The sequence below is a fragment of the Gammaproteobacteria bacterium genome (assembly GCA_013151035.1).
Taxonomy (GTDB): Bacteria; Pseudomonadota; Gammaproteobacteria; order JAADJB01; family JAADJB01; genus JAADJB01.
Window position 1 is genome coordinate 16168 of the sequence record JAADJB010000010.1, and the last position, 26137, is coordinate 42304.

General features: G+C 47.0%; 35 protein-coding genes. 3 read left to right on the forward strand and 32 right to left on the reverse strand.

Features of this window, described 5'->3' with window-relative positions:
• Positions 1 to 19: 19 nt before the first annotated feature.
• The 3 genes from infA to GXP22_01885 all read right to left on the reverse strand — a co-directional run bounded on the left by infA (position 20) and on the right by GXP22_01885 (position 1666).
• Positions 20 to 238 (reverse strand): translation initiation factor IF-1, encoded by a 219-nt coding sequence (infA, locus tag GXP22_01875; protein NOX08233.1) that lies wholly within the window; start codon positions 236 to 238, stop codon positions 20 to 22.
• 191 nt (positions 239 to 429) lie between these two features.
• The gene (locus tag GXP22_01880; GenBank protein ID NOX08234.1) at positions 430 to 1029 is read right to left on the reverse strand and encodes a hypothetical protein; all 600 of its coding nucleotides are present in this window, start codon (positions 1027 to 1029) and stop codon (positions 430 to 432) included.
• 406 nt (positions 1030 to 1435) lie between these two features.
• Complete coding sequence (locus GXP22_01885; protein NOX08235.1) at positions 1436 to 1666, reverse strand: hypothetical protein; 231 nt, start codon at positions 1664 to 1666, stop codon at positions 1436 to 1438.
• A 222-nt stretch (positions 1667 to 1888) separates the two neighbouring features.
• Here GXP22_01885 and GXP22_01890 point away from each other — a divergent pair, with 222 nt between their 5' ends.
• Positions 1889 to 2695: an ABC transporter ATP-binding protein gene (locus GXP22_01890; GenBank protein ID NOX08236.1), complete on the forward strand. Its 807-nt coding sequence runs from the start codon at positions 1889 to 1891 to the stop codon at positions 2693 to 2695.
• A 29-nt stretch (positions 2696 to 2724) separates the two neighbouring features.
• Here the strand turns inward: GXP22_01890 and GXP22_01895 are convergent, their stop codons facing one another.
• The 17 genes from GXP22_01895 to ccmB all read right to left on the reverse strand — a co-directional run bounded on the left by GXP22_01895 (position 2725) and on the right by ccmB (position 15502).
• Positions 2725 to 3324, reverse strand: a complete 600-nt coding sequence (locus tag GXP22_01895; protein NOX08237.1) for an ABC transporter substrate-binding protein — start codon at positions 3322 to 3324, stop codon at positions 2725 to 2727.
• A 3-nt stretch (positions 3325 to 3327) separates the two neighbouring features.
• Positions 3328 to 4041: a VacJ family lipoprotein gene (locus GXP22_01900; GenBank protein ID NOX08238.1), complete on the reverse strand. Its 714-nt coding sequence runs from the start codon at positions 4039 to 4041 to the stop codon at positions 3328 to 3330.
• 10 nt (positions 4042 to 4051) lie between these two features.
• Positions 4052 to 4498, reverse strand: a complete 447-nt coding sequence (gene mlaD / locus GXP22_01905; protein NOX08239.1) for an outer membrane lipid asymmetry maintenance protein MlaD — start codon at positions 4496 to 4498, stop codon at positions 4052 to 4054.
• A gap of 14 nt (positions 4499 to 4512) precedes the next feature.
• The gene (locus GXP22_01910) at positions 4513 to 5298 is read right to left on the reverse strand and encodes an ABC transporter permease (protein NOX08240.1); all 786 of its coding nucleotides are present in this window, start codon (positions 5296 to 5298) and stop codon (positions 4513 to 4515) included.
• 3 nt (positions 5299 to 5301) lie between these two features.
• Positions 5302 to 5628: an STAS domain-containing protein gene (locus tag GXP22_01915; protein ID NOX08241.1), complete on the reverse strand. Its 327-nt coding sequence runs from the start codon at positions 5626 to 5628 to the stop codon at positions 5302 to 5304.
• On the reverse strand, positions 5606 to 6067 hold the full coding sequence (locus GXP22_01920) for an ATP-binding protein (protein NOX08242.1): 462 nt from the start codon (positions 6065 to 6067) through the stop codon (positions 5606 to 5608). Before GXP22_01920 ends, GXP22_01915 begins: the two co-directional genes overlap by 23 nt.
• Entirely contained in the window at positions 6057 to 7367 is a 1311-nt protein-coding gene (locus tag GXP22_01925) for a SpoIIE family protein phosphatase (GenBank protein NOX08243.1), read from the reverse strand. Before GXP22_01925 ends, GXP22_01920 begins: the two co-directional genes overlap by 11 nt.
• Before the next feature lie 41 nt (positions 7368 to 7408).
• Positions 7409 to 8053 (reverse strand): leucyl/phenylalanyl-tRNA--protein transferase, encoded by a 645-nt coding sequence (locus GXP22_01930; protein NOX08244.1) that lies wholly within the window; start codon positions 8051 to 8053, stop codon positions 7409 to 7411.
• Between the two features lie 70 nt (positions 8054 to 8123).
• Complete coding sequence (gene trxB, locus GXP22_01935; protein ID NOX08245.1) at positions 8124 to 9080, reverse strand: thioredoxin-disulfide reductase; 957 nt, start codon at positions 9078 to 9080, stop codon at positions 8124 to 8126.
• A 157-nt stretch (positions 9081 to 9237) separates the two neighbouring features.
• A complete protein-coding gene (gene ccmI / locus GXP22_01940; GenBank protein NOX08246.1) occupies positions 9238 to 10494 on the reverse strand; it encodes a c-type cytochrome biogenesis protein CcmI in 1257 nt (418 codons plus the stop codon).
• The gene (locus GXP22_01945; protein ID NOX08247.1) at positions 10491 to 10928 is read right to left on the reverse strand and encodes a cytochrome c-type biogenesis protein CcmH; all 438 of its coding nucleotides are present in this window, start codon (positions 10926 to 10928) and stop codon (positions 10491 to 10493) included. Before GXP22_01945 ends, ccmI begins: the two co-directional genes overlap by 4 nt.
• Before the next feature lie 44 nt (positions 10929 to 10972).
• Complete coding sequence (locus GXP22_01950; protein NOX08248.1) at positions 10973 to 11509, reverse strand: DsbE family thiol:disulfide interchange protein; 537 nt, start codon at positions 11507 to 11509, stop codon at positions 10973 to 10975.
• The gene (locus tag GXP22_01955; GenBank protein NOX08249.1) at positions 11509 to 13446 is read right to left on the reverse strand and encodes a heme lyase CcmF/NrfE family subunit; all 1938 of its coding nucleotides are present in this window, start codon (positions 13444 to 13446) and stop codon (positions 11509 to 11511) included. The genes GXP22_01950 and GXP22_01955 overlap by 1 nt, the downstream gene beginning before the upstream one ends.
• Positions 13443 to 13880, reverse strand: a complete 438-nt coding sequence (gene ccmE, locus GXP22_01960) for a cytochrome c maturation protein CcmE (GenBank protein ID NOX08250.1) — start codon at positions 13878 to 13880, stop codon at positions 13443 to 13445. The genes GXP22_01955 and ccmE overlap by 4 nt, the downstream gene beginning before the upstream one ends.
• A 20-nt stretch (positions 13881 to 13900) precedes the next feature.
• Positions 13901 to 14077: a heme exporter protein CcmD gene (gene ccmD / locus GXP22_01965; GenBank protein NOX08251.1), complete on the reverse strand. Its 177-nt coding sequence runs from the start codon at positions 14075 to 14077 to the stop codon at positions 13901 to 13903.
• Positions 14074 to 14754 (reverse strand): cytochrome c biogenesis protein CcsA, encoded by a 681-nt coding sequence (gene ccsA, locus GXP22_01970; GenBank protein NOX08252.1) that lies wholly within the window; start codon positions 14752 to 14754, stop codon positions 14074 to 14076. The genes ccmD and ccsA overlap by 4 nt, the downstream gene beginning before the upstream one ends.
• A gap of 79 nt (positions 14755 to 14833) precedes the next feature.
• Positions 14834 to 15502, reverse strand: coding sequence for a heme exporter protein CcmB (gene ccmB, locus GXP22_01975; protein NOX08253.1), 669 nt, complete (start codon positions 15500 to 15502; stop codon positions 14834 to 14836).
• A gap of 151 nt (positions 15503 to 15653) precedes the next feature.
• Here ccmB and GXP22_01980 point away from each other — a divergent pair, with 151 nt between their 5' ends.
• Positions 15654 to 16460, forward strand: a complete 807-nt coding sequence (locus tag GXP22_01980) for an EAL domain-containing protein (GenBank protein ID NOX08254.1) — start codon at positions 15654 to 15656, stop codon at positions 16458 to 16460.
• A gap of 5 nt (positions 16461 to 16465) precedes the next feature.
• Here the strand turns inward: GXP22_01980 and ccmA are convergent, their stop codons facing one another.
• The 10 genes from ccmA to dapD form a co-directional block, all read right to left on the reverse strand.
• The gene (gene ccmA / locus GXP22_01985) at positions 16466 to 17107 is read right to left on the reverse strand and encodes a cytochrome c biogenesis heme-transporting ATPase CcmA (GenBank protein ID NOX08255.1); all 642 of its coding nucleotides are present in this window, start codon (positions 17105 to 17107) and stop codon (positions 16466 to 16468) included.
• 7 nt (positions 17108 to 17114) lie between these two features.
• Positions 17115 to 18377: a TRAP transporter large permease subunit gene (locus GXP22_01990; protein ID NOX08256.1), complete on the reverse strand. Its 1263-nt coding sequence runs from the start codon at positions 18375 to 18377 to the stop codon at positions 17115 to 17117.
• Positions 18374 to 18892 (reverse strand): TRAP transporter small permease, encoded by a 519-nt coding sequence (locus tag GXP22_01995; GenBank protein ID NOX08257.1) that lies wholly within the window; start codon positions 18890 to 18892, stop codon positions 18374 to 18376. The genes GXP22_01990 and GXP22_01995 overlap by 4 nt, the downstream gene beginning before the upstream one ends.
• The gene (locus GXP22_02000; GenBank protein ID NOX08258.1) at positions 18889 to 19932 is read right to left on the reverse strand and encodes an ABC transporter substrate-binding protein; all 1044 of its coding nucleotides are present in this window, start codon (positions 19930 to 19932) and stop codon (positions 18889 to 18891) included. Before GXP22_02000 ends, GXP22_01995 begins: the two co-directional genes overlap by 4 nt.
• The gene (locus tag GXP22_02005; GenBank protein NOX08259.1) at positions 19932 to 20816 is read right to left on the reverse strand and encodes a hypothetical protein; all 885 of its coding nucleotides are present in this window, start codon (positions 20814 to 20816) and stop codon (positions 19932 to 19934) included. The genes GXP22_02000 and GXP22_02005 overlap by 1 nt, the downstream gene beginning before the upstream one ends.
• Before the next feature lie 110 nt (positions 20817 to 20926).
• A complete protein-coding gene (locus GXP22_02010) occupies positions 20927 to 21643 on the reverse strand; it encodes an SIMPL domain-containing protein (protein ID NOX08260.1) in 717 nt (238 codons plus the stop codon).
• A complete protein-coding gene (locus GXP22_02015; GenBank protein ID NOX08261.1) occupies positions 21630 to 22094 on the reverse strand; it encodes a hypothetical protein in 465 nt (154 codons plus the stop codon). Before GXP22_02015 ends, GXP22_02010 begins: the two co-directional genes overlap by 14 nt.
• A gap of 12 nt (positions 22095 to 22106) precedes the next feature.
• Positions 22107 to 23234 (reverse strand): succinyl-diaminopimelate desuccinylase, encoded by a 1128-nt coding sequence (gene dapE / locus GXP22_02020; protein NOX08262.1) that lies wholly within the window; start codon positions 23232 to 23234, stop codon positions 22107 to 22109.
• Positions 23235 to 23236: 2 nt separating this feature from the next.
• Positions 23237 to 23581 carry an arsenate reductase gene (locus GXP22_02025; GenBank protein NOX08263.1) on the reverse strand — a complete coding sequence of 115 codons (345 nt, stop codon included), beginning with the start codon at positions 23579 to 23581 and terminating at the stop codon, positions 23237 to 23239.
• Between the two features lie 20 nt (positions 23582 to 23601).
• Entirely contained in the window at positions 23602 to 24423 is an 822-nt protein-coding gene (dapD, locus tag GXP22_02030) for a 2,3,4,5-tetrahydropyridine-2,6-dicarboxylate N-succinyltransferase (protein NOX08264.1), read from the reverse strand.
• Positions 24424 to 24691: 268 nt separating this feature from the next.
• Between dapD and GXP22_02035 the strand changes: the two genes are divergently transcribed.
• Entirely contained in the window at positions 24692 to 25426 is a 735-nt protein-coding gene (locus tag GXP22_02035; GenBank protein ID NOX08265.1) for a serine/threonine-protein phosphatase, read from the forward strand.
• 47 nt (positions 25427 to 25473) lie between these two features.
• On the opposite strand, the gene GXP22_02040 is transcribed toward GXP22_02035, so the two are convergent.
• Together GXP22_02040 and GXP22_02045 are read right to left on the reverse strand one after the other, a co-directional pair.
• Complete coding sequence (locus tag GXP22_02040; GenBank protein ID NOX08266.1) at positions 25474 to 25881, reverse strand: DUF1566 domain-containing protein; 408 nt, start codon at positions 25879 to 25881, stop codon at positions 25474 to 25476.
• Positions 25871 to 26035, reverse strand: coding sequence for a hypothetical protein (locus GXP22_02045; GenBank protein NOX08267.1), 165 nt, complete (start codon positions 26033 to 26035; stop codon positions 25871 to 25873). The genes GXP22_02040 and GXP22_02045 overlap by 11 nt, the downstream gene beginning before the upstream one ends.
• Between the last annotated feature and the right edge of the window lie 102 nt (positions 26036 to 26137).

Here is a 26137-nt window from a genome sequence, read left to right on the forward strand (position 1 = left end):
CCCGCACTGCGCACCATAATTAACGCTCGCGATAAGTAATACGACCCTTGCTCAAATCATAAGGAGTCATCTCTACCGTTACTGTGTCACCGGTCAGGATGCGGATGTAATGCTTTCTCATCTTGCCTGATATGTGGGCGGTAACCACATGGTCATTTTCAAGCTTTACGCGAAACATAGTATTGGGTAATGTTTCCATTACGGTTCCACTCATCTCGATCTGATCTTCTTTTGCCATTGAAACTATCCTGCCTGTAAATAATATCCGGACAATTATACCCTATTTAAGTTCCGTTGTGCGAAACTATTTATCACAATGCAGGGGATGTATAGTCATCCTCGCGTATGCGGGGAGCTTTATTGACGTTTGCTTAATCGTAACAGTGCAATCAGACCACCAATCCCGCTTTTGGAACCGAAGAGCTATTATCACCTTTGGAACATATTACTTTTTCTGGCAAAACCAAACAACACAAGTAAGCCAGACCCCGTAAGGAAAAAGGTTGGCGGGAGTGGAACAGTTGATATTGTTCCCTGATATTCCCAATTATTAACAAAAGGAGGAAAAGAACCGCTACCACCGTAACCAACGGTAGTACTGATGCCAAAAATGTCATTCAATGGAGTATAATCAGTTAGAAGCGCAATACCCGGCGTCCAACCAAAAGTAAAATCAGTATCTCTAATCTCAATACCATTTATAGCCAACGAACCTGAAAAAAAACTAATATTTTCGGCTGGTGAAAACAAGCCAGGAACACTAAAAGCTCCTGCTTGCGGGCTACTGATTTCAAAAAAACTAACTATCGAAGAGTCATAGTTCCCCGACAATATATCTGTTTCTGTGGTATCCAGAACAAGACGTCCCTCCCAGTTGGTTATATATTGGAAAGGAAGATTACCGTTCGCAGGCGGCTGCGAAGCACGAGACCATGTGCCAGTATAGCTGTATAAAAGAGCGGCACTGGCGGTATTGATAGTAAAAAACATAAGAGCAAGCATTAAAAACATTGATTGAAGTGCTTTCATGAGAAACCTCCCTAACTTTGAGCACAATTAAAATATCAATTTGCGACTTATATGGCAATATGGAGAGCCACTAACAATTTAGACAAGCAATTTTCAGGCCAACATGATGATACTGTGAAATTAGTGGGCGTGGTCTGAAGCAATTAATAGAGGAGCTCTTAAGTGTAAGATTATCCGATGTAATAAAATCCTAGGGCAATAATGATATGCTATTTAACTATTTGTTAAACAATTGATTTTTATGTATTTTTCCGAGGGGATGGTGGGCAACTACTTTAATGTAAAAAAAGCCGGCATATTTTTATGTGATTAGCTCAGGTAATGCGGGAATTTATGGTGTTTATATAATGTTTACAAGGAGGTACACGCACCTGCGAATACAGAAAAAGTGTAAGGATTAAGGTATTTAGCTCGCAATGGAATGCTTCAATGGATTCCAGCCGACATGTGGATGTACCACAGTTCGATCCAGTAAAAGATCCATATCCAGATGTTTCAGGATACATGCGATATCCATATTCTGATCAAATGAGTCTTGTAGTTGTTGCAGATGTTGGGGGCTAAGATACAGTGTGTTGGGAAGGAAGCCATGATTCTTTTCAAAACTTTGATTTAGATTGTATATGAAACTTAGCATAATAAACTCCTTGATAAGGCTCGTTGCCTGGGTGCTGAGAAATAGCTTGTTTCCGATACTTGAATACGCTAACGACCTTGTTGGATTATTCTTTAATCTTGTTAAATGGTGCGCAGTGCGCACCCTACCGTGATCCGGGCGTGGGTGCATACCCTTCGGTAGGGTGCGCATTACGCACCATTGACATATAATCAAGCGAATAAAATAATTGCAGGATTGGACATGTCTGAAAACAAGCAAGACACAGTGATTGAAGTTCGTAATCTGGTGACGCATTACGGCGACAGAGAGATCCTGAGCGGGGTTGATCTGGATATTAATCGTGGTGAGATCCGGGTTATTATGGGCGGTAGTGGTTCGGGTAAAACAACATTGTTTCGGCATCTACTCGGTTTAAACAGACCCAGTTCCGGGGTTATTAAACTGTTAGGAAAAGATATTAATGCGATTAAGCGGTCTGAACTTTATCAGCTACGCAAGGAACTGGGCGTTGCTTTTCAGAATGGTGCCTTATTAGGTTCCTTATCGGTGGGTGAAAATATCCGCTTGCCATTAAAGCAACATACCGATCTGGATGACAACATCACGAATATTATGATGCGTCTGAAGCTAGAGTTGGTCAGCCTGTCCGGGTTTGAAGATCTGATGCCTTCAGAACTCTCAGGAGGTATGTTGAAACGTACGGCGCTGGCACGGGCGGTGATTATGGATCCGCAGTTATTGTTCTTTGACGAACCCTCAGCCGGGCTTGATCCGGTGGTATCAGCGGAGCTTGATGAGTTGATTCTGCGCCTGCGTGATTCTCTCAATATGACTATTGTGGTGGTGACGCATGAGCTGGATAGCGCATTCAAGATTGCCGACCGCATCACGGTTCTTGGTGCAGGTAAGGTGTTGACGACAGGAACTGTCGATGAGGTTAAAAATAGTGACAATGAACATATACAGAATATGCTGAACCGCCGACCAGGCGATGATGTGGTGAATGCCGAAGAATACTTACAGCGCCTGACCGGCGGTAAATGCTAATGGTAGGGTGCGTATCACGCACCACATAATCAGGGGTTTAACTCATTCACCTTATCGCGCATAGTGGCGAGCAGGCCATCAAAACCATTCTTTTTAATCAGTGACTGATAGGTGCTGCGATAGTTACTGATCAAGCTGATCTTTTCGATCTCCACATCATAAACCAGCCAGTTTCCATTCTTCTGTATCAATTTATACTTGATTGGAATATCAGCGCTCTTGGTAACGATCATAGTCTTGATGATGGCCTTTCTGCCCTTGGTCTTACTTTTTAGATAACGGACTTTTTCATCGGTATAGGCCTCAAGCCTGCCGATATAGGTGTTTTGTATCAGCTGCTGAAATAATTCAGTGAAATCTTTTTTCTGTTGCGGGTTGGCCTTTCTCCAATTGGTTGCCAGGGCGCGTTGTGACATGCCGGTAAAATCAAATGACTGGCTGATCCTGTCTATGATGACCTTACGTTTTTCCTGCTTGCTGATGGAATCATCTTTAAGGGTGGTGAGAATATGATCAATAGTGCCTCTGACCTGTTCCATCGGGGCTGATTCATTTGCCGCAAGAGGGCTGCTAATGCTGGCAATAATCAGGCTCAAAGAAAGTAGTATGTTTTTTAATAATAGAGTCATGTCTTACTCCTCAACCTTGCCCTGGCGATGTTGAGCATAGGCATCACGGATGAATAGATATGGATCCAGTTGTTCCTTTTTAATGGATTCGTAGGTGTCCTTGTCCAGCGATACTTCATTGATGATGATGCCTGTTTGAGCGATATAATAGTCTCTCTCTGGTGACAACAGGGATAATGGATCCATATAGTAATTAGCAACCAGACCAATACTATCCCTAAGGCTGGAAGGGCCAATAAAGGGAATCACTAGATAGAAGCCTTGTCCTACGCCATAATAGCCAAGGGTTTGACCGCTATCCTCATCCTTCTTGTAGATGTCCATCTCTCTGGCGGGATCAAAAAGCCCGAGGATACCAATGATGCTATTGATGGCAAAACGGCCACCTTCGGTGCCAGCATCACTGAATTTCCCCTGTAATAATGAATTAATGAAGCGTATCGGAGTGGTCAGGTTGGAGACGAAATTCTTGAGTGCGATGCGGGCGGGTTCCGGGATATAACGAACGGCTTTAGCAACAGGTTTCAGTGCGTAGGAATACAGTATGTCATTAAAGCCAAAAAAGGCGCGATTGATCGGCTCCAGAGGGTCGGCGATCTCGATGATCTCTTCATCATCAAATTCATCATCGAGGATACTTTGTTCCATGTTGGCTGCGAGCGACAGGGCAGGGAAGAGCATAAATAGTGGCAGCAGGATGTGGTATATTTTTTTCATGGGATGTCCTTTATTTGCTTTCAAAGATATATTTGCTAATGAGTTCTTCCAGACTAATGGCGGATTCTGTCTCTGTTATTTCGTCATTATTCGATAGATAGATATCTGAGCCCCCGGGTTTAATCACAATGTAACGATCACCAATAATGCCTGCGGTACGGATGGCAGCGATGCTGTCCTCCTGTAATTTCACCTGCTTACTAATGGACAGGGTAACAACGGCTTCATATTCCTCATTATCAAGAATAATGTCGGAGACCTTACCGATGTTGACACCCGCCAGTTCAATATTGGCACCTTCCTTTAATCCTGATATGGAGGTGAATCGACTCTGTAACTGGTAACTGTCATTATTAAGCAGGGCAATGTCCCCCATCTTGACAGCTAGATAGGCGAAACTTAAAAGCCCAACAATAATGAATAGGCCGACATTGAGTTCGATATTTTTTTTGTTCATGGTGTTGTATAACCTTATAACAGAAGGGTGCCAATGATGTAATCAAATATTAATACGGATATGGATGACATAACAACAGCATCGGTGGTCACTTGACTGACACCCTCGGCACCAAAGACATTCTTGTTGAGGTGTAAAAAGAAGCCCTTGTAGGTGGCAATCAAGGCGATCAATAAGCCGAAAAAGGCTGACTTATAGATACCAAGAAGGATATCAGACATCATCACACTATCGTACATGCCCTGAAAAAAAGCACCTTCACTGACACCTTCGAGTATCACCCCAACAAAATAGCCGCCCCATATCCCAAGGATATCGAAAATAAAGGTGAGTAGAGGAAGCGAGATAATGGCGGCAATGAATTTGGGTGCGATGAGGTATTTATAAGGGTCAATAGCCATGCATTCCAGTGCGTCGATCTGTTCAGAATGACGCATAATGCCGATCTCGGCACAGATGGCTGATCCGGCACGTCCAATCACCATTAATGCCGTTAATACCGGGCCGAGTTCCTGAATTAGGCTCAGGGCTACGGCTGAACCTAGTAGCTCTTCAGAACCAAATTTCGCCAGATTATGATGACCTTGCAGACCGAGCACCATGCCCGTGAACAGACCGGTAACAATAATGACAAAACTGGATCGGGAACCAATAAAGTAGATCTGCCGAATAATCGGTCGCCACTCATAAGGCGGATGCACAATACTGCTGAGGATGGCTGTTAGAAACAGACCCAAACGTCCGATATTGGTTGTAAAGTCAAGGAAGCGACGCCCCGTCTGTTCAATAAAAAGACGCATTTTTTAGCCCTGTAGCGCCTCATCAAGGGAAAGAAACATACTGAACACCTTGTCCAGACGTGAGAGTTCCAGTACACGCAGAGCGGCATCACTGGTGGCAATTAGAGAGAAGGGTTGTTGTTTCTTTCTTGATTCCTGTAACGCCTCAACCAGGGTGGCAATGCCTGAGCTATCGATATAACTGACATCCTGCAGGTTAACCAGTACCTGGGTGGATTGTTGGACGGAATCCAGCAGGATCTTGCGTGATTGAGGCGAGTTTGACAGATCGATGTCTCCGCTAAAAGACACCAGAATGTAATCGTTCTCAATCTGTGTTGTATAATTCATAGATTCCCTTGTTAATCTTTTTGGATAAAAAAAGTATATTCCCCGTATTATCCGGTACGGGAAGATATTTGACTACATCCATGATTTTCTGGATCAGTAGAATGCCCAGACCACCTGGACTCAGTTTTTCTTTTTCTGTTGGCACTAGTATAGCCGGATCCACTTTTTTTGCATAATCCCGAATCCTGATCTCTATGGATGAGTCATGGTACTGGATGTCGATATCGATTATACCTGATTCATTATCGTTGTAGGCATAACGGACAATATTCTGGCAGCTTTCATCAACCGCGATGATAATATCATGGGTGTCTCTTGCTGTGCAGGCAAAGGCGGCGCAGGCACGATTGACCAGTTCACGAATGGATTTAAGCTGGTCAGCCCGAGCGGGGATCTGTGATCGACGATAGACCTGTGGCTGAGGGATATCAGCGTTCATCCTTAAGACTCATGATGGTTATGTCATCGTGTAGTTCGGTATTGGATTGTTGTAACAGAGAACAGACATGGGCAATCTGTTCACGATTTGAAACATGTTGCTGATCAATGAGTTCCTGCTTCAGTCGGTCAATGCCCAAACGGGTACTGGTATCAATTCGGCCTTCAGTAACACCATCACTGAATATATACAGGCAACCGCCATCAAGCATGATTTCCTGTTCAGCAATGGTTTCATCCTGCGTTAGGGGCGGGACAATGCCTAGTGGTGGCGCACTGGCCTCAATACTGGTGTATTGCATGGCCTGATTGAGGAAAAGTGCGGGTTCGTGACCCGCATTGGCCAATATTGTCCTGCCTGTTGCAGGATCATAGGTGCCACAGAGCATGGTGACAAACATACCCCGGGTAGCCGTCTCACAGATCTCAACATTAATCTTGGCAAGTAGCTTGCCAGGCTGGTGAATATTCTTGCCCAGGCAACGAAACAGGCTGGCGGTCTTTGCCATTAACAAGGCAGCATTCATGCCCTTGCCCGAGACATCACCCAGGCTAAAATAGATACGCCCATCATCTAAGACAAAATAATCGTAGAAATCACCGGATATTGTTCTGGCGGGGATGTTGATACCAAAAATGGGTAGTTTGTCATCGGCAACGGGTAGCAGGCTACGCTGGATCTCGGCAGCCATATCGATTTCTTGCTGTACACGTTGTTGTTCCATTAATCTTTCAGCCATGCGTGTATTGGCAATGGCCATTGAGGTGGCAGATGCCAATGTTTGCAACATAAGCAGGTCGGACTCGGTAAAACGCGTATCTTTTTCTCGTCGATTAACCAGTTCGATGGCGCCGATTTTTTCATCATGGGTCACCAACGGGGCGCACAGGATAGATTCGGTCTTGAAGCCGGATTCTTCATCCACCTCAGTGATAAAATCAGGATCTTGACTAACATCGCGTACGATTTTGCCCTGGCCGGTGGTAACACAGTGACCAATAATGCCCTGATCGGCATCAATTTTGATCCCGGTAATATCAATCGGGCCGACCGATGCCTTACAGGTGAGACGGCTGGCATCATCCTCCAGGATGAACAATGAGCCGGCCTGGGCATTGACATAATGGGCAATCAATACCAGTGCGCGCTCAATAGTGTCGGTCACATTGCTATTACTAGAGGCAAGATGACTACTCATCTCGGCAAGTAATTGCAGGTGCCCGGACAGTTGGTTACGTGTCCTACGATCGGATTGATCCGGGTTTCTGCGTTCGTGTTGGCTTATAGTGTTTTCTAACATGTCCTAATGGTAGCGAAAAAAGGGGGTGGAGTCTCATTTTTTCAACAATATTGCTCCAGATATTGAATAAACCGACTACGTGGAATAACGCTAGCACCTAAACGACTCAGATGCGCTGACCCCACCTGGCAATCAATTAGCTCAAGTTCCCCTTGATTAAAGTACCGAACCAGATGCACCAGGGCAATCTTGGAGGCATCGGATTGTCGGCTAAACATGGATTCACCAAAGAATACTTGTCCAATATGAATGCCATAGAGCCCACCGATGAGTTGTCCTTGCTGCCACACCTCAACCGAGTGCGCATGACCAAGTTTATGGAGCTGGGCGTAGGCCTCGATCATCGCGCTATTGATCCAGGTGCCATTTTGTCCGGGTCGGGGTTCGCTACAGGCCTGGATGACGGCATTAAAGGACTGATTAAAACTGATTTCAATGACCTTGTTGCGTAGGCTCTTGCCAAGACTGCGAGAGACCTTTAGCTGATTGGGAAATAACACTGTGCGCGGATCAGGTGACCACCAGAGTATCGGTTCACCCTCGTTATACCAGGGGAAGATACCCTGACGATAGGCACTTAACAGACGTTCAGGGCTGAGATCGCCACCAAAGGCCAATAGGCCATCGGGTTCCTGTAATGCCTGTGTAACAGCAGGGAAACACAGGGTGTCATCTAACAGGGTAATCGGTAACGGACTCACCAGCGGGAACCTCTCAGGGGTTGGGATACCCGGGGACAGACTTCAAGTCTGTCTCCTATTGGTCCAGGTTATCCAGATAGCGTTCGGCATCCAGTGCTGCCATACAGCCTGCACCGGCTGAGGTGATCGCCTGACGATAGATGTGATCCGCGACATCACCGGCGGCAAATACACCCTTGACGCTGGTGGCTGTGGCATCACCCTGGCTGCCGCCTTGTATCTTGAGGTAGCCATGTTCCATATCGACCTGTCCATCAAAGATATCGGTATTGGGCTTGTGGCCAATCGCGATAAAGACACCGGTGACCGTAATCTTTTTCGTGCTGCCATCACGAGCATGAGCCAGACGCAGACCGGTTACGCCCTGTGCATCACCCAGTACCTCATCCAGATTGTGATTCCATTCGACAGTAATAATGCCTTCCTCAACTTTTTTGAATAAACGATCTTGCAGGATTTTTTCACACTTCAAGCTGTCGCGACGATGCACCAGGGTAACGTGTGAGGCGATATTAGCCAGATAAAGCGCCTCTTCAACCGCAGTATTACCACCGCCAATAACCGCGACGGCTTGTTGTTTATAGAAAAACCCATCACAGGTGGCACAGGCAGAAACACCCCGTCCTTTGAAGGCCTCTTCTGAATCCAGCCCCAGGTAACGGGCGGATGCACCAGTGGCAATAATGAGTGCATCACAGGTATAGATAGCGCTGTCACCTTCAAGACGATAGGGTGCCTGTTGCAGGTCTGTGGTGTGAATATGATCAAAGATAATCTCGGTGTCAAAGCGTTCCGCATGTTCCCGCATGCTATCCATCAGTTGGGGACCCTGTAGATCCGGCGCACCTGCGGGCCAGTTTTCAACCTCAGTAGTAGTGGTTAACTGCCCGCCCTGTTGCATACCCGTGATAATAACTGGATTAAGATTCGCGCGTGCCGCATAGATTGCAGCGGTATAGCCCGCAGGCCCTGATCCAAGGATCAATAAACGGTGGTGTTGGATATTACTCATGTGATGACTCCAAAGAATGTTTTGATATGATTTTACGCATAAAGGAGAAGGGAGTCATTAAGAATAATAGAGACCGCCCCACCCCGCACCACTCCGAAGTGGGGACATAGCTGGTTTTTAGCTGTGTCCCCTCAAGCGCGTACCACAGACCTTTATTTTAAGGTGACACCCGATCAATAATAATCGTAACCGCTTCCTGCCCTACAGTGATGTCCTGCACCTCACCAATCAAATCCCCGCTATGGGTGATAGCATCACCCGAGTAGGAGATCCTTGCACCAACGCGTATCTGTTTAAAGTTGGATAATTTTGCTGTAGCCATAACGGCATTAGAGTCATCCAGTGTGATCGTTAGCGGTAGATCCTTTACCTGATAGCGGGCAGCAGCAAGCGGGAAACGTGGGCCTTGCATGGCCTTGGCATAGATGAATAGAGTCTCTTCACCCTTTACCTTACCAGCGAGAACCTTATCAATCTGTATGCTGAGTTTGATGCTGGCTCCAATATTGCCGGTATTGTTCGGATTGGCGGATGTGGTTGTCAGTAACTGTGATACATCCTTATTGAGTTTCCCGGCAACACGTTTAATTAAACGGTCGAGTGCTTCGACTTCTTCAGGCATCGCACTTAGCAGCGGACGTAGACGTAGCCATAAATCGAGTGCCTTTTCATTTTCGCCCTGTTCCTCTGCAATCATCCCTGCCATCCATAATCCAGTGCTATGGTTCGGGTCTATGGCAATGGCAGCAAATACCAGTTCGCTCGGCCTACCTGTCATATCGCCGCCCTGAGCCATGGTTATGGCATCGGCCAGTGCCAACATTACGGTGGGTTCATTGGCGGCGAGGCGGTTGGTCTTTTCATAGGCATCAACTGCACCGGTATATTTCTTCATCGACATCAGGGTGCGTCCCATCAGATACCAGCCTTGAGCATTGTCGGGATCTTGTTCCAGTTTTCGTTGCAGATTGGCAACCATTTGTTCAAGGCTGGGGAGTGGGGAGCCGCTGTGTTGTGCTGGCATCGTGGTGGTGCTGGCATCGATGAATTGCGGTGTACCAATCTGTTGGTAAAGCAGTATGGTTAACAGCGGAATTGCAATTAAAACAGCAATGAATCCCATTTTTCCAGCACGGGAATGCTTGTTTGCTTGAGCTATTGTCCCTTGCTCCTCCAGGTCGAATAGCAGGGTTTGTTCGATCTCCAGCTTTGACTGATCGTAGAGTGCGGGTGTCAGCGTGCCATTGGCCAGTTCCTCATCAAGGTCATGCAGGTGTTCACGCGCGATAGCGACATTCTGTCCATCACGGTATTCCTTGCCTTCACTCTGTTGTTGTTTGCGCAGCAGGGCCGGTGCAATAAAGGCGATGGCTAATGCGATCATTATGGCGCTGATTATCCAGAAAGTCATCATGGTTGTTTGGTGTCCTGATCTTCGCCAAGCAGACGTTTGGCACGTTCGAGATCTTCTTTACTGATCTCAGGGTCGGTGACCTGATTACGTCCACGGATATATTTGAGTAGACCCAGTAAGGCCAGGGCAAGGATGATAAAGGGGCCTAACCAAAGTAGCAGGGTGGAACTTTGAAAGGGTGGGCGATAGAGCACGAAATCGCCATAGCGTTGAACCATGTAGTCGATAACGTCGGCCTTTGATGCACCCGCTTGTACCATCTCATAAGTCTGCTGACGCAGGTCGATGGCGAGCTTAGCATTAGAGTCTGCCAGATTTTGATTTTGACAAACCAGGCAACGTAGCTCACTAACGAGTTCTTTGTAGAGCCCTTCCTTGTTGCTGTCATCAAAGTTGTGGGTCTCAATACCGGCCTGAGCCGTTGAGCCAAACATTAAGAACAGCAGGACAAAACATCTAAATGCTTGCCTGAGCTGAATCATGATGCCCCCGATTTTAGCTTGCGAATCAGCGGCAGGATGATCTCGGCAACGGCCTGGTCGGTGACCGGGCCAATCTGTTTGTAGCGAATAATACCGTGTTGGTCGATAACAAAGGTTTCCGGTACACCATAGACCCCGTAGTCGATACCGGTGCGTCCCTTCAGATCAGAGACGGATGCGGCGTAAGGGTTACCGAACTGTTGTAGCCAGCGCAGAGCATCGACACGTTCATCCTTATAATTGAGACCGATAATATTGACCTCACGGGTGTTGGCAAGGGCGGTAATGACCCGATGTTCAGCACGACATGAGACACACCATGAGGCCCACACATTGAGTAACCAGACCTGACCTTTCATATCCTTGGGAGTGAGCCTGAGGGTGTTATCGTATAACTGTGGTAGATCAAAGGCGGGAGCCGGTTTATCGATAAAGGGCGAGGGTACCTTGCGTGGATCAAGGGTCAGCCCAATGCCGAGCAGGACGACCAAAGCCAGAAAAATGGCCAGTGGAATCAGGTGGCGTGACTTCATTAGCGCGTCCTCTGCCTTGAACGGAAATAACGCTTGTCACTGGCACCGAGCAGTCCGCCGAGTGCCATTAATATACCGCCCATCCAAATCCAGCGAATATAAGGTTTGTGGTAGATGCGCAGACTCCAGGCACCCTCATCACCCAGGGGTTCACCGAGGGCAACAAAGAGGTCGCGGGTAATCCCGGCATCAATGCCGGCTTCAGTCATCGGCATACCGGAAAGATAATTTCTCTTTTCCGCGTGCAAGGTTGCAATATGTTGCTTATCACGGCTAACAACGATTTCTCCCATAGCCCCGCTGTAGTTAGGGCCCTGGAAGTCAGTGGCACCATTAAACTGGAAGTCAAAACCACCGAGTTGATAGTGTTCCCCCGGGGCAAGACGGACATCTTTTTCGGTACTGTAAACCGAGACCAGGGTGACACCAATGATAAAGACAGCAATACCTGTGTGCCCGCTGATCATGCCCCAACCACCGCGTGAAATGCTACTCAGGGCATGTCCCCAGCCTTTTCTTTCACTACGTTGTTGAATCCATACCAATGTGGTAAACATTACCCAGAACGCGAGCACCATACCCAGTGCCGCAGACGCGCTATAGTATGGCATGGTGAATGGGAACAGCAGTCCCAGGGCGATTGCCAAGATTGCCTGTAGACGTAGCTTTTTGGCGATGACCGAGACCTTGTCCTGCTTCCAGCGTAACAGGGCGCCGATACCGACTAATAGTGCCAACGGTATGGTAAGCGGGATAAAGACACTATTGAAATAAGGTGGGCCGACCGAAATCTTGCCAATACCGAGGGCATCAATAATAAGCGGATAGAGGGTGCCCAGCAGGATGCTTGCCGCTGCCACCACCAGCAGAACATTATTAATAAGCAGACCACTCTCGCGTGAAAACAGGGCAAATTTGACGGTGGAACGAATCTGGCTGGCACGCCATGAATAAAGCACCAACGAACCGCCGATCACCACCACCAGGAAGATCAGGATAAAGATCCCGCGTTCGGGATCTGTAGCAAAGGCATGTACCGAGGTGAGTACACCGGAACGCACTAAGAAGGTGCCGAGTAGACTCAATGAAAAGGTGAGAATAGCCAACAGCACTGTCCACGCCTTGAATGCTCCGCGTTTCTCGGTGACTGCCAGCGAATGAATCAGCGCTGTACCGACCAGCCAGGGCATGAATGAGGCATTCTCCACCGGATCCCAGAACCACCAGCCACCCCAGCCCAATTCGTAGTACGCCCACCAGCTACCGAGCACAATGCCCAGGGTCATAAAGACCCAGGCGATATTGGTCCAGGGGCGTGACCAGCGTGCCCATGCCGAGTCGAGACGACCACCGAGCATGGCAGCAATAGCAAAGGCAAAGGCCACTGAGAAACCCACATAACCCATGTAGAGCATGGGTGGATGAATCGCCAGACCGGGGTCTTGCAATAATGGATTAAGATCACGACCTTCTAGCGGCACCGTGAGCAGCCGATCAAAGGGGTTGGAAGTGAGCAGCATAAAGAGCAGGAAGCCGACGCTGACCATGCCCATGACACCGACCACGCGAGCGACCATCAATACGGGAACACTGCGACTGAAAAAGGTGACTGCGGCTGTCCAGACCGAGAGAATAACAGCCCATAACAGCAGTGAACCTTCGTGCCCACCCCAGACACCTGAGACCAGGTAGAGCGTGGGTAATAAGCTGTTGGAATTGGCAGTGACATATTTAACTGAAAAATCATGTACCAGAAAGGCATAGACAAGCAGGCCAAAGGCAAACAGCATAAAGACGACCTGTGCCTGTGCTGCCGGTTTGGCAACCGCAATCCATGAGTCGATTCCCTTATGTGCGCCAATGGTGGGTAGAATCGCCTGGATCAGTGCCATGCACAGGGCCAGGATGAGGGCTATTTGTCCAAGCTCCGGGATCATTGCGGGTTCCCCTGCTGCCGTCCCTTTTCCAGTGCCTCGGCAACTTCGGGTGGCATATAGTTTTCATCATGTTTGGCGAGCACTTCTTCGGCGATAAAGATGCCATCAGTCCCCATTTTGCCCTGAGCAATAACCCCCTGACCCTCAGCGAAGAGGTCGGGCAGGATGCCAGTATAAGCGACGGATACCTGGTTGGCATTATCGGTTACGTTGAAACGAACGGTGAGTTCCTTGCCACGTTGCAGTGAGCCGGATTCCACCAGACCACCCAGTCGAAACAGATGCCCCTTAGGTGCCTTTCCTTCTGTCACCTCGGTCGGTGAGAAGAAGTAAGACATATTGTTGCCCAGAGCGTTGAATACCAGCCAAGTGGCTAATATAATCACCACAACACCGATGGAGAGGAGGATAAATCGTTTTTGTCTAGCTTTCATACAGTGGATTCTATGTGGGCTTATTGTTTCTGTCGGACATGCAGTGTGGCTATTCGTTTCATTCTTTTTTCAGTGGCTATCTTTCGTTTTTTCAGGATGACGGGTTCAGCAATCATCATCAGCGCGGTAACACCAAAAGATCCCCAGACATAGAGAGCATACCCTCCCATATAAAAAAACTCAGCCACACTATTCATGATGGATCTCCAAACAGATTGCGTACCCATGAGGTATTACGTTCTCGTTCAAGAATAATAAGGCGTACCCGCATCAAGGATACGGCAATGGTGTAGGCCCAGAAGCCGAGTGCCATAATCAGCATGGTCATAAGCATGACCTCATCCATAGAAGTGCCTGATTGCGCCGCGATGGATGAGCCTTGATGCAGAGTATTCCACCACTGCACCGAGTAATAGATAATCGGGATATTAACCGCGCCGACAATGGCTAGTAAGGCTCCGGCACGGTCGGCACGGCGTGGATCATCAATCGCTGATTTCAGGGCAATAAAGCCGATGTAGAGGAATAACAGGATCAGTTCAGAGGTGAGTCGGGCATCCCAGACCCACCATGCGCCCCACATCGGTTTACCCCAGAAGGCGCCTGTCCACAGGGCTAAAAAGGTAAACATAGCACCGGTCGGGGCAAGTGCTGAGGCCATCATTGCTGACAAACGGGTATTAAAGACCAGACCGAGGAAGGACCAACCCGCCATAATCAGATAGATAAACATCGACATCCAGGCAGCACCGACATGAATGAATATGATGCGATAGCCTTCACCTTGTTTGTAATCTGTTGGCGCGACAAAAAAGCTGAGGTAGAGCCCGATAGCCAGCAGAATAATGGCTATCCAGCCAAACCAGGGGATCATCCTGCCTGCCAGGGTATAGAATGTGGCAGGGGAAGCGAATTTGAACCAGTGTGTTAATTGCGATTTCACGATGTATCAGTTACTCGGTCGATATTCTGAGTGCAATGGCCGCGACCAAGGGCGCGAAAAACAGTGATATTAGCATAATTGCGCCCAGCATGTAGAGATGTCCCGTTCCTCCCAACCCCGAGACACTCGCCTCAACCGCACCCGCACCAAAGATCAGTACCGGAATGGTTAATGGGAGTACCAGTAGTGAGATCAATACACCACCGCCCCTCAGCCCCAAAGTAAGGGCTGCCCCGATAGCCCCGATCAGGCTTAACACGGGGGTGCCGAGTAGCAGGGTGATGATCAACATCGCCAGAGCATCCAGCGAGAGATCGTATTGCAGCCCCAGAACCGGAGACATCAGTACCAGTGGTAGCCCCGTGAGTAGCCAATGGGCAATAATCTTGCCCAGCACCAGGATATAGAGAGGCTGTGGCGTTAACAGCAATTGTTCCAGCGTACCATCGGCAAAATCAATGGAAAACAGTCGTTCCAGCGCCAGCATCGAGGCGAGTAGAGCCGCCACCCAGACAATGCCCGGCGCAATCAGACGCAGGGTATCACTCTCGGGGCCAATACCCAACGGAAACAGGCTCACCACGATGACAAAAAAGAACAAGGTAGAGAAGACATCCGATGGATGACGTAGAGCCAGGGTGAGATCACGACGAATGATGGTGGTAAAGGCGTTAAGCATGGGGGGATTTTATAGGATTCAAGCGAATGCTGCACTTCTGAGTGCGGTTAAATAAAATTGCCTAATGTGTTTTCTATGATAAAGTGATGATCGTTAAGCGAATTAAATTTTAAAGTATTTATCTTTGTGAAATGGGAAAACGAAAGAATATATGTCAAATTTAAAAAATATAATTGATGTGGATAAATTATTAATACATGCACAACCAATCATTAATTTGAAAAGTAATGACGCAAATCTACAATATTTTGAGATCTTGAGTCGATTTTTAAATAACGAAGGTAATATGTTATATCCTGACGAGGTATTCCCTAAATTAAACAGTGATAGTTTAATTGAATTAGATATATTGATTTTGGAAACCACCTATAAAAAATTAAATCAAATGTCTTCTATATTAAATAAAGATTATATGGCGACAATAAATATTTCTGCTGAAACCATTAAAAATAAACTTGATTTTTTTGATTATTTAAAACAATTAGAAGAAAAACACGCTATTAATTCTGAAAATATAACCTTAGAAATTAATGAAAAATCGAATGAAGGTTTAACTGATTTTGTAATAAAAACATTAACTAATAATTATTCTTTGGCTATTGATGATTTTGGAACCAAGAATTTCCCCATTCAAAAGTTGAGGTACGATGTTTTAGTTGAAGTTGAAAAAGAAAGCCCTGCCTTATTAAAAAAAGTAAAAGTGAAACTAGATCAGTCTTTCATTAAAAACCTGGATATAGATAACGCACTGGATAATGCTATTGATCATGCCTTCATAGATATGATTTTAACGGTGAAAAATAGATTCAAAGGCATTGAAATAGTTGCGGAAGGTGTTGAGACATTAAATATTGCAAATTTACTCAGCAACAAAGGGATTGATTTTGGACAGGGTTATTTTTGGAAAAAACCTGCATTATTAGATGAAAGTTATTCCCAGCCTTTGTTTGAAAGGTGATGAATTCAAAAAGACTGGTTATCATTGACCTTTCTTCCTAGATGTAACTGTTTAACCTCACCACGGGTAAGTGTCACCTCTTGGTGTGTAGTCAGGATCACCATGCCCTTATTGCCAATATGTTCGCGGATGATTTGTTGTAGATCGGTTACTGCGTCTTTATCGAGCGCAACAAAGGGTTCATCAAGAATCCATAGCGTTGCTGCGCTGAGCAGTAGTTGTGCCAGGGCAACGCGTCGTTTTTGCCCTTGTGACAGGAGTTTAACGGGTAGATCCTCAAATCCTGTTAGCCCCATTCTTGCGAGGGCATTTGAGGCCTGTTCTTCATTAATCGGTGTACCATTGAGGGATAAGGCTATCGTCAGGTTTTCTATCGCGCTGAGGTCGTCCTTGATGCCTCCTTTGTGGCCAATATAGAGTAGGTTTTCAGCGAATTCTTCTCTTAGTTCATGGATGCTTTGGCCCTTCCATAAAATATCACCCTCGGTGGGCTGGAAGAGGCCACAGAGCATGCGTAACAATGTTGTCTTACCCGAACCGTTCTCACCGTGAACATGTAGCAGTTCCCCTTCGTTGAGTTCGAGTGATATATTGCTAAAGAGATGACGGTCGCCACGTTCGGCACTGAGTTTTTTAAGTGTTAGCATGCTGCTTTTAATCTCTCCACCACAAAGACAGGACTGGGAAATAGGTGATCAGGAACAACCACAACAGCATGATACCAAGGAACGGAATGGCGGCGGCAAATAATGATAATACCGGTCGGTTAAAACGTTGGCTGGCAATAAACAGATTAATGCCCACCGGGGGTGTGGTGTAACCAATCTCCAGGTTGGCCAGAAACAGGATGCCGAGGTGAACCGGATCAATACCAAAGCGTTGTGCCAAGGGTAAAATCAGTGGCACGACAACAACGGTAGCAGAGAAGATATCCATCATACAACCGACGACGAGTAAAAACAGATTGAGCAGGATCAGGAACTGTAACTGGGTGTCTACCCGTTGTTCCATCCATGCCAGCAGGCGCATGGGGATCTCGGCATCAATCAGCAAGTTGGTTAGCCCCATGGCAACGCCGAGGATGATGAGAATACTACCGACTAAGGTGCTGGTGTCACGCAGGATCGGGATCAGTTGTTGGCGTGGGTCGATATTTTTGTGAATGACGATCTCTAATATGAGCACATAGATGGCAGCAAAGGCGGATGCCTCACTTACCGTGACATAGCCGCCGAATATGCCAGCGATGATGCCGGTGGGTAACAGGATATCCCAGATGCCTTCACGCAACGCCTTCTTTAAGGACTCCGATGAGAAGGTGTGGCGCGGCATATCCTGATTATTGCCAGTATAGATACTGTAGGTTGCCAGCATGACTAACAGGATGACACCGGGTACGATACCGGCCAGAAATAGTTCATCAATATTAACCCCGGCAACGATGCCGTATAACAGGATGGCGAGACTGGGGGGGAATAATAGACCGAGGGAACCGGATGAGGTGAGCAGCCCCAGAGAGAAACGTTCGTTATAACCTTGTTTGGTGAGCATCGGGAACAGCAGTCCACCGAGTGCCAGGATGGTGACACCGGATGCCCCGGAGAAGGCGGTGAAAAAGGCACATACGCACAGGGCAACGACAGCCAGCCCACCGGGTAGCCAGCCAAATAGGTTGTTAAACAGTGTTACCAGTCGTTTAGGTGCGCCACCCGCGGCGAGAACCACGCCCGCCAGGGTGAACAAGGGGATAGCCGACAGATTTGGGGAAGATGCCAGACGGTTGAGTTCAATAATCAATACCGCAGGATCAAGCTCAGATATCTGAACCGATAGCAGCCCACCAGCCCCTAGTACGACAAACAAGGGTAGACCGAGGGTGGCCAGTAGCACCAGAATAAGGATGAAAATACTAGTCATTGATGATTGAGGTCGGACAGGTTGGCGCTGTCTTTTGTCTTGGGCCCGAGTATCGCTGCCAATAGAAAATGTAATGTCAGCAGACCGAATCCGAGTGGGATGATGAGGTTCATTGCCGCAATCCATTCAGCCCCTGGCGCGGCATAGTTCCATCCGTCATACCAGAAATCAATGGCGGCGAGGGTGAACAGATAGCAAATGATACTGCCTATCAGGTGTAGTGGTCGGAATAATCGAGCCTTCCATGGTGATGATAACCAGGCGGCAAGTACATCAATCTTGATGTGACGTTGATCTTCTGTTGCCAGTATCGCGCCAAAGAAGGCAATATAAATCACCATATGTCGGCTGATGGTGTCGGCCATGGGGAAGCCGGTGGCAAATAGATTGCGGGCGATAATCTGTGCCAGTGAAAGACCGAGCAGCAATAGTAACGCGGATGAGGCTAATATGATCTCGCTTTTTGTCAGGTACTTCTGCAATGATCTCAACGTAACATTGAGCTGCTTAATCATGGCATCCCCGGGTTGTTGGCTGTCATCTCACGGTGATGTTTGAGTAATACGCGGGTGGTATCAAAGAAGGATTGTGGGAGATAGTTATCCTTAATGAGTTCTTTGGCTGCGTTATCCCTGATCTCGATCATTGCCTGTTTATCAATATCCTCAGGATCAAGCACAAACTTTAGTCCTTCTTGTTTGAGGATGTCGATACTGGTCTCATTATCAATACGGGTTGCTTTGATTAGACGCTCACCAATAATCTTACCGCTGTCTTTGAGTATCTTTTGCAGGTCTGTGGGTAGCTTGTTGAAGAAGCGGTTGGATACCACGATGGCACCCATGGCATTAAGCATGGGAACATTAGTGACATATTTGGTCTTGGTATACCACTGCATGGCAATCGAGGCGAGGGGGGTGGAGTACACCGTATCGAGCAGACCGGTTGATAGTGAGGTGAAGACATCAATAATGGACAGTGGCACCGGAGCCAGACCACTGGCCTTGAAGAACGCCTCGCCTAAACGGTCACCTTGCCATAGCCAGATGCGTCGATTCTTCAGGTCATCCATGTTGTAGATGGGTTCCTTGGAGAAAAAACGGACAAAGCCAATTTCCATCCAGCCGAGTAATTCATAACCGTTTTTACGGAAGCCACGTTCAAAGTCGGGCATAAAATGATGACGTACCATGTCGATCTCGGCATGATCATCAAACAGGAACGGAATCTCCATGATGCGAGCAGGTGAATAAATGTTGCCGATACCATAGCCGGAGAAGGCAGCACCCTGAAGTTGCCCAAAGCGTATCTTTCTGAGTACATCCGGTTCATCACCTTGCACACCACCCGGATAAAATTTGAAGATAATTTGACCGTGGGTCTTTTCTTTGACCTCGGCGGCCCATTCCTCCAACAAGTTCATCCAGGTGGTGCCACTAGGTGCGAGGGTGGCAAATTTCAGGGTATAGGTTTTAGTCTCGGTGGCATGAGCGGGCAACATAGTGAACAGGCTCATGCACAGAAAAATAATGCTCGATTTAATAATAGAACGCATCAGAACCACTCCTCTTCATATTGCAGGAGCTTATGCGCCCGTTCGCGTGCAATCTGGTTGGCTAACGCCATCTCCGGGAAGTATCCCTGGGGAGTATTGATGACTGCCATCAGGCGATTATGGAAGGCCTGTTTATCCAGTTTTTGTCGTGCGAGATATTCGGCATAGAATACATCGACGATCAATAAGCGACCCTGAGTTGTCTTTTTTGCCCGTTCGAAGTATTGCTCCGAGAGTTCAAAATTACCCCCGAACATGGGCGCGCGTGCGCCATAATAAATGGCAAAGAACAGATTGGGGCCACCATAGTAATAGTCTTCATTCAGTTCCACTACGCGGCGCATTAGTTTAGCGGCGCGTGTGATTTGGGCAATGGCCTCAGGCTTGTCACGACTCATGTCACTCCATTTGGCCCAGCAGGATGCGGTCCAGAACAGGGCGGGGATAGCGCTTTCATCAAGCTTGTCCAGACTGCTGCGGAGTTCTTCTAATGAGGTGTTGTAGATGTCGACATCCAGGCCTGAGAGCCTTAATGCAATACTGGCATGTTTTAGTCCGCGTTGATAAAGACGGGCAGCACGTTTGAAATTTTGCATTTCGACAAAACCAAAGGCATAACCATAGAAGGCTTGTGCAACATAAATGCGAACATCAATGTTGTCCGGGTCAGCCTCCAACATGCCTTCCATCATCTTGATGGTAGCGGGGATTGCGCTATGGGCGAGTTCAAGATCGGTTTCCTGATTCATGGCTACTAAACCACCATCCATGATGGGGGCAGAGCCACGGACAACCACTTGTCCCATAGAGCAACCATAGCTACCGATGGTGAGTGATAACAAGAGCAAAATGAGACGATAAGAGCGCTTAATAAAGTTATTCATTATTGAATCCAGAAAATAGTGCCTGATGAGTTAGAGAAGAACAATCCCTGTCTCTGGAGTTAACGGAACAGGAGTTAACACTATAACAAAGAATGATTAAGTACGCTTCCTTAATATGGGGCTGATTTTTTCAGTAAAAAAATGGCATCAATACGCTCTGTTATTTCAATCAGGCCCGGTTCAAATGCGGTGTTATTGGCTATCTCCTGCACCGAGATCCTGGCTACAGGTCGGATTGCCTGACTGGATAAGGCATTAATCGAGTAAACTCCATCCAGTGCCTGGGAGATGCTGGCAGCAATGAGTTCCGCCTTATCTTTGGCATCCTGTATGGCTCCCTTGAGTGCCTGTTTTCTCAATTCTTCTTGTTTAGAATTGAAGAGTTGTGTGTTATTAATTCTACCTACTCTGGCATCCAGTATGAGCTGGATTAATTGATTGTAATTATCCAGATTACGCAGGGTTAGTTTAATGATTCGCGTGACCTCGGTGCCGGTTAAAATCTGTTCCTGGTTTTGCCACTTGTAGCGAGGGGTGATACGAAGTTCTGTTGCCTGTATATCTTCAGGCTTAATGCCTATGCCTTTAACACGAGTGATTAGCTTTATTGAACGAGTCTCAACCGATTGGCTGGCGCGCGCCAGTTCGAGCTGGGTATCACTGATATTGAGACTGAGCTGTAATTGATCCGGTTCTACCCGTAAGGTATGACTACCGCTGACGATAATATGAGGCTGATCAGGATACTCACCGGCCTGTGATGTATTGATTAGACAGAACGAAGCAAGTAGCAAGAGGTAATGTAGCGGTGATTTAATCATTTTCATCGTTTTTCCTTGAACGGCGTTTGCGCCTTTTACTTTGCAGGATATAACGTACGATTTCACTATAAGGCAGTTTGTCCAGATCACCAAATGTATCTATGGCCTGCGTGTATATCTCATGGATATCCGGCTTATTAACATCCTTGTGATGATTCAGCATCATGGCAATACCTCTGATACCACCGATCTGTACCTGAATCTCCTTGTTGTGAGGCAGGGTGCCGGCAATATCGGGCATGTGCAGGACAAATTGTGCGGCTGTGCGGAGCTTTTTTATCAGCGCAGTGCAGTGTTGATGATCATTGGCATTACTGCAATTGAGTGCAATACGGTCGGCAATCTGTATCTTTCTGACCTGTTGGCAGGAGCAACTTGTTGAGTTAATAGCCTTAGCGAATACACAAGGGTAATCGACCAGTTTATTGTAGCTTGAACGGTATTCGTTTTCTTCCATTTTCGCAGGCCACTAGAACAACAGACGTTCCATAATGCGCTGATAGATGCGTGACAGGCGATCTAACTCATCGACGGATACACATTCATTAACTTTGTGTATGGTGCTGTTAACCGGGCCTAGTTCGATAACCTGTGCCCCGGTGGGTGCAATGAAACGACCATCGGAGGTACCACCACTGGTGGATAATTCGGTCTCTATCTCGGCAACATCACGAATAGCCGCGCATGTGGCATCGATCAGTTCGCCTCTTGTGGTTAGAAAGGGTTTGCCGGAATGAAACCATTCGATGTTGTAATCAATGTGGTGTTTATCCAGTAGTTGCTCAACCCGGTTCATTATTTCTTGCTGATTGGTTTCGGTTGAATAACGCAGGTTAAATTCTATTAGCAATTCACCTGGAATAACATTGCCGACACCGGTGCCAGCATTGATATTAGATATCTGGAAGCTGGTGGGTGGAAACGATTCATTGCCTTTATCCCATTCACAGGCACACAGCTCGGTCAGGGCAGGGGCGAAATGATGTACCGGGTTATTCGCTAGATGAGGGTAGGCAACATGGCCTTGTATGCCGTTGATGCATAAACTGGCACTGAGTGAACCACGACGACCATTTTTGATGATGTCACCAACCCAGCCGGTGCTGGTCGGTTCACCGACCACACACCAGTCGATGGATTCCTGACGTTTTGACAAGTGCTCAATAACCTTTACCGTACCATCACGGGCCGGGCCTTCCTCATCACTGGTAATGAGAAATCCGAGTGAACCTTTGAGTGCCGGGTTCTTGGATAACATCCGTTCACAGGCAGTAATCATGGCGGCAATACTGCCTTTCATATCGGCAGCACCTCGACCATAGAGATAACCGTTGTGAACAGTAGGTTCAAAGGGGGGGAAGTCCCATTGATCGGCAGGGCCGGGGGGGACGACATCGGTATGACCGGCAAACACCAGTAATTCACCTTGTTGATTCAGGCGTGCCCACAGATTATCAACCTCGCCATAACGCAGTTTTTCAATATGAAAACCCATCGCTTGCAGGCGTTCGGCAATCAGTTGCTGGCAACCTTGATCATCCGGGGTGATGGAAGGACGGGCAATCAGTTGCTGTGCAAGTTCGAGTGTTGCTGACATGATCAGAGTTTTCCCAATTGTTGTTGATAGATTGATTCGTTAAAACCAATCAGTAACTGTTGCTGATGTGATAATACCGGACGCTTGATCAGGGTGGGGTGTTGTAGCAGTAAAGCACCGACATTGGTTTTATCCACGCTATTACGTTCATCGGCACTGAGTTGTCGCCAGCTTGTGCTGCGTCGATTGAGTAATTGTTCCCAGTCCACCTGTTGTAGCCAGCCCTCGATCTGTTTATTGCTCAAGGGTTGTTTGCGTATATCCACGAACGCATACTCAATGGCTTGCTGTTGCAACCAGTTTCTGGCCTTGCGTACCGTGTCACAGTTACTGATACCGTATAGAATAACCTTGTTCAAAACGGGGCTTAGATATCACGTAATAATTCATTAATGCCTACTTTGGAACGTGTCTTCTCATCCACACGCTTCACGATAACGGCACAATAGAGGCTGTATTTGCCATCCTTTGATGGCAGCGAGCCAGATACCACAACGGCACCGGCAGGGACACGACCATAGATAATCTCATCATTTTCCCGGTCATAGATGCGTGTGCTTTGCCCGATGTAAACGCCCATTGATATAACAGCACCTTCCTCAACAATCACGCCTTCGACAACCTCGGAGCGCGCACCGATGAAGCAGTTATCTTCAATAATGGTCGGGCGACCTTGTACCGGTTCCAGCACACCACCAATACCGACACCCCCCGAGAGGTGAACGTTTTTGCCAATCTGGGCACAGGAGCCCACGGTAGACCAAGTATCAACCATGGTGCCTGAATCGACATAGGCACCAATATTAATGTAAGAGGGCATCAAGATAGCGCCAGGTGCGATGTAAGAACCCTTTCTTGCCGTTGCTGGCGGCACGATACGAACGCCCGCTTCACGGAAGTCACGCGAGTTAAAATCAGCGTATTTTGACTGCACCTTATCGTAGTAGTTGGTGAATCCACCCTTGAGGAATTCATTGTCTTCGATACGGAATGATAGTAATACCGCCTTTTTGAGCCAGTCATTCACCACCCATTCACCGTCTTTTTTCTCAGCAACACGCATCTTGCCGGAATCGAGGAGGTTGATTGCCTCATGTACGGCCTCTTTCACATGGGTATCGACACTACGCGGGGTTATTTCTGCACGACGTTCAAAAGCTTCGTCGATAATTGTCTGGAGATCACTCATTAATACAAGATCCTTAATTTAAACGGTTAAACAGGCGGAATAGCCCAATGGGGTGATTATTTCATAAATTGCTGAAAACTGCGATTCTTAAATCGAGATTGAGGCAAGGTGCGTATTACGCATTAAAGAGCGTTGGTGCGCAATGCGCACCCTACCGGGTGTTCTCGACACTAAAACTGGAACCTTGTTTGTTTTGCGTATGGGAGTACGATAGTATTCTGATGATTCTGTAAGGTATACGTGGTCAAGCGGTGACTCAGGAGGCCCCTTGAATAATCAGGAGTTAACAGAGGCGGCAGAAATCCACTATGGTTTTTTACCGGAAAACTACCTCGACGATAATATTGATATAGCGATAACTGTCAAGCCACACGGTTATGTCGGTGGTGACTATTGCAGTGTGATACCACTGCCCAGTGACAATGTCTTTGTCTGTATGTGTGATGTCGCGGGACATGGCATAAGTTCAGCATTATTTGCAGCGAGAATTAATGCCTTTGTTGCGGCACAAACGCATATCAGCCTGTGTCCCTGTGAATTAACCATTCGGTTAAATGCGCTGGTATGCGAACACATTCTATCAGCACGTATATTAACCACCTTTTATACCGCTATATTTAATTTCAAGACCCATCAGGTTTCCTATGTTGGCGCAGGTCATCCGCCCATGCTTCATTATCAGAATAGAACACAACAGATTAATCAACTGGCATCGACGACGACTCCAATAGGGATTGAACACCCCTTGCCGATACAATGTCAGACGGGACAATTAACATTTGAATCCGGGGATCAGTTTTTTCTGTATACCGATGGTGTGCACGAGTCTCGTAATGCGGATAAAGAACAGTTTGGGTTAACACGTTTATCTGAGTTTATACTTGCCAATACACACTTATCCACCCATGAATATAATGCGGCATTACTAAAAGAGTTAACCGGCTTTGGTGGTGATGAATTCGACGATGACCTTTTATTGATGTCGATGCATATTCGTGTATAAAAAAGAAGTCTCCGGTGATGCGAGACCTCTTTTTTAATCCGTATGGGTTAACTGATTTTACGTCTTGTGAAACAAAGTAGCCCCAAAAGACCTGAGCTAAACAGCCACACAGCAGCAGGAACAGGAACGACACCTGTACCGACATCACCTGAGTGTACGGCCCACGCATAGATAAGAAAGTTTTTATAATTGGTGGTCTGTTCTCCATTACCTATTTTGAAGTACCAGGCGGTGCTACCGCCAGGCACATATTCTGTAGCCGACCAATAAGAGTGCATGATATTGCTAAATGGCGATGTGTTCGTTAATGAACCCGCACTATTTCCTAGTATATTGTAAAACAAATCACCCATCTCACTACCTGTGCAGTTGTTACCCGAACAGGTGTCTGAGTTGGGTAAACGCCAACCTGTAACACCTAAAATATCTAGATTTCCTGCCCAGCTATTGGCTATATCCCAGGTTAATTTTCCTGGTCAGGTCTGCAATATCATCGTAGAATGCCAGTCCGCCCAAACGCGAAGCCAATGAGGATGTATTCACTATTGATGAAACCACTGTCGCAATAATCAATAAGCCAGTCGTTGCTAATTTCGTTAGTATCTTCATTTTTTCTCTCCTCAAACGATTAGTTAATAAACACAACTTATTTATTATGGTTAAGGGAAGTGAAAAAGCAATGTGATATTTATGTGGGTAGGTATAGCACGA

Excerpts from the sequence above, each read along its gene's own strand:
- infA (NOX08233.1), bottom strand. The coding sequence starts at position 238 with ATGGCAAAAGAAGATCAGATCGAGATGAGTGGAACCGTAATGGAAACA.
- GXP22_01880 (NOX08234.1), bottom strand. The coding sequence starts at position 1,029 with ATGAAAGCACTTCAATCAATGTTTTTAATGCTTGCTCTTATGTTTTTT.
- GXP22_01885 (NOX08235.1), bottom strand. The coding sequence starts at position 1,666 with ATGCTAAGTTTCATATACAATCTAAATCAAAGTTTTGAAAAGAATCAT.
- GXP22_01890 (NOX08236.1), top strand. The coding sequence starts at position 1,889 with ATGTCTGAAAACAAGCAAGACACAGTGATTGAAGTTCGTAATCTGGTG.
- GXP22_01895 (NOX08237.1), bottom strand. The coding sequence starts at position 3,324 with ATGACTCTATTATTAAAAAACATACTACTTTCTTTGAGCCTGATTATT.
- GXP22_01900 (NOX08238.1), bottom strand. The coding sequence starts at position 4,041 with ATGAAAAAAATATACCACATCCTGCTGCCACTATTTATGCTCTTCCCT.
- mlaD (NOX08239.1), bottom strand. The coding sequence starts at position 4,498 with ATGAACAAAAAAAATATCGAACTCAATGTCGGCCTATTCATTATTGTT.
- GXP22_01910 (NOX08240.1), bottom strand. The coding sequence starts at position 5,298 with ATGCGTCTTTTTATTGAACAGACGGGGCGTCGCTTCCTTGACTTTACA.
- GXP22_01915 (NOX08241.1), bottom strand. The coding sequence starts at position 5,628 with ATGAATTATACAACACAGATTGAGAACGATTACATTCTGGTGTCTTTT.
- GXP22_01920 (NOX08242.1), bottom strand. The coding sequence starts at position 6,067 with ATGAACGCTGATATCCCTCAGCCACAGGTCTATCGTCGATCACAGATC.
- GXP22_01925 (NOX08243.1), bottom strand. The coding sequence starts at position 7,367 with ATGTTAGAAAACACTATAAGCCAACACGAACGCAGAAACCCGGATCAA.
- trxB (NOX08245.1), bottom strand. The coding sequence starts at position 9,080 with ATGAGTAATATCCAACACCACCGTTTATTGATCCTTGGATCAGGGCCT.
- ccmI (NOX08246.1), bottom strand. The coding sequence starts at position 10,494 with ATGATGACTTTCTGGATAATCAGCGCCATAATGATCGCATTAGCCATC.
- GXP22_01945 (NOX08247.1), bottom strand. The coding sequence starts at position 10,928 with ATGTTTGGCTCAACGGCTCAGGCCGGTATTGAGACCCACAACTTTGAT.
- GXP22_01950 (NOX08248.1), bottom strand. The coding sequence starts at position 11,509 with ATGAAGTCACGCCACCTGATTCCACTGGCCATTTTTCTGGCTTTGGTC.
- GXP22_01955 (NOX08249.1), bottom strand. The coding sequence starts at position 13,446 with ATGATCCCGGAGCTTGGACAAATAGCCCTCATCCTGGCCCTGTGCATG.
- ccmE (NOX08250.1), bottom strand. The coding sequence starts at position 13,880 with ATGAAAGCTAGACAAAAACGATTTATCCTCCTCTCCATCGGTGTTGTG.
- ccmD (NOX08251.1), bottom strand. The coding sequence starts at position 14,077 with ATGAATAGTGTGGCTGAGTTTTTTTATATGGGAGGGTATGCTCTCTAT.
- ccsA (NOX08252.1), bottom strand. The coding sequence starts at position 14,754 with ATGATCCCCTGGTTTGGCTGGATAGCCATTATTCTGCTGGCTATCGGG.
- ccmB (NOX08253.1), bottom strand. The coding sequence starts at position 15,502 with ATGCTTAACGCCTTTACCACCATCATTCGTCGTGATCTCACCCTGGCT.
- GXP22_01980 (NOX08254.1), top strand. The coding sequence starts at position 15,654 with ATGTCAAATTTAAAAAATATAATTGATGTGGATAAATTATTAATACAT.
- ccmA (NOX08255.1), bottom strand. The coding sequence starts at position 17,107 with ATGCTAACACTTAAAAAACTCAGTGCCGAACGTGGCGACCGTCATCTC.
- GXP22_01990 (NOX08256.1), bottom strand. The coding sequence starts at position 18,377 with ATGACTAGTATTTTCATCCTTATTCTGGTGCTACTGGCCACCCTCGGT.
- GXP22_01995 (NOX08257.1), bottom strand. The coding sequence starts at position 18,892 with ATGATTAAGCAGCTCAATGTTACGTTGAGATCATTGCAGAAGTACCTG.
- GXP22_02000 (NOX08258.1), bottom strand. The coding sequence starts at position 19,932 with ATGCGTTCTATTATTAAATCGAGCATTATTTTTCTGTGCATGAGCCTG.
- GXP22_02005 (NOX08259.1), bottom strand. The coding sequence starts at position 20,816 with ATGAATAACTTTATTAAGCGCTCTTATCGTCTCATTTTGCTCTTGTTA.
- GXP22_02010 (NOX08260.1), bottom strand. The coding sequence starts at position 21,643 with ATGAAAATGATTAAATCACCGCTACATTACCTCTTGCTACTTGCTTCG.
- GXP22_02015 (NOX08261.1), bottom strand. The coding sequence starts at position 22,094 with ATGGAAGAAAACGAATACCGTTCAAGCTACAATAAACTGGTCGATTAC.
- dapE (NOX08262.1), bottom strand. The coding sequence starts at position 23,234 with ATGTCAGCAACACTCGAACTTGCACAGCAACTGATTGCCCGTCCTTCC.
- dapD (NOX08264.1), bottom strand. The coding sequence starts at position 24,423 with ATGAGTGATCTCCAGACAATTATCGACGAAGCTTTTGAACGTCGTGCA.
- GXP22_02045 (NOX08267.1), bottom strand. The coding sequence starts at position 26,035 with ATGAAGATACTAACGAAATTAGCAACGACTGGCTTATTGATTATTGCG.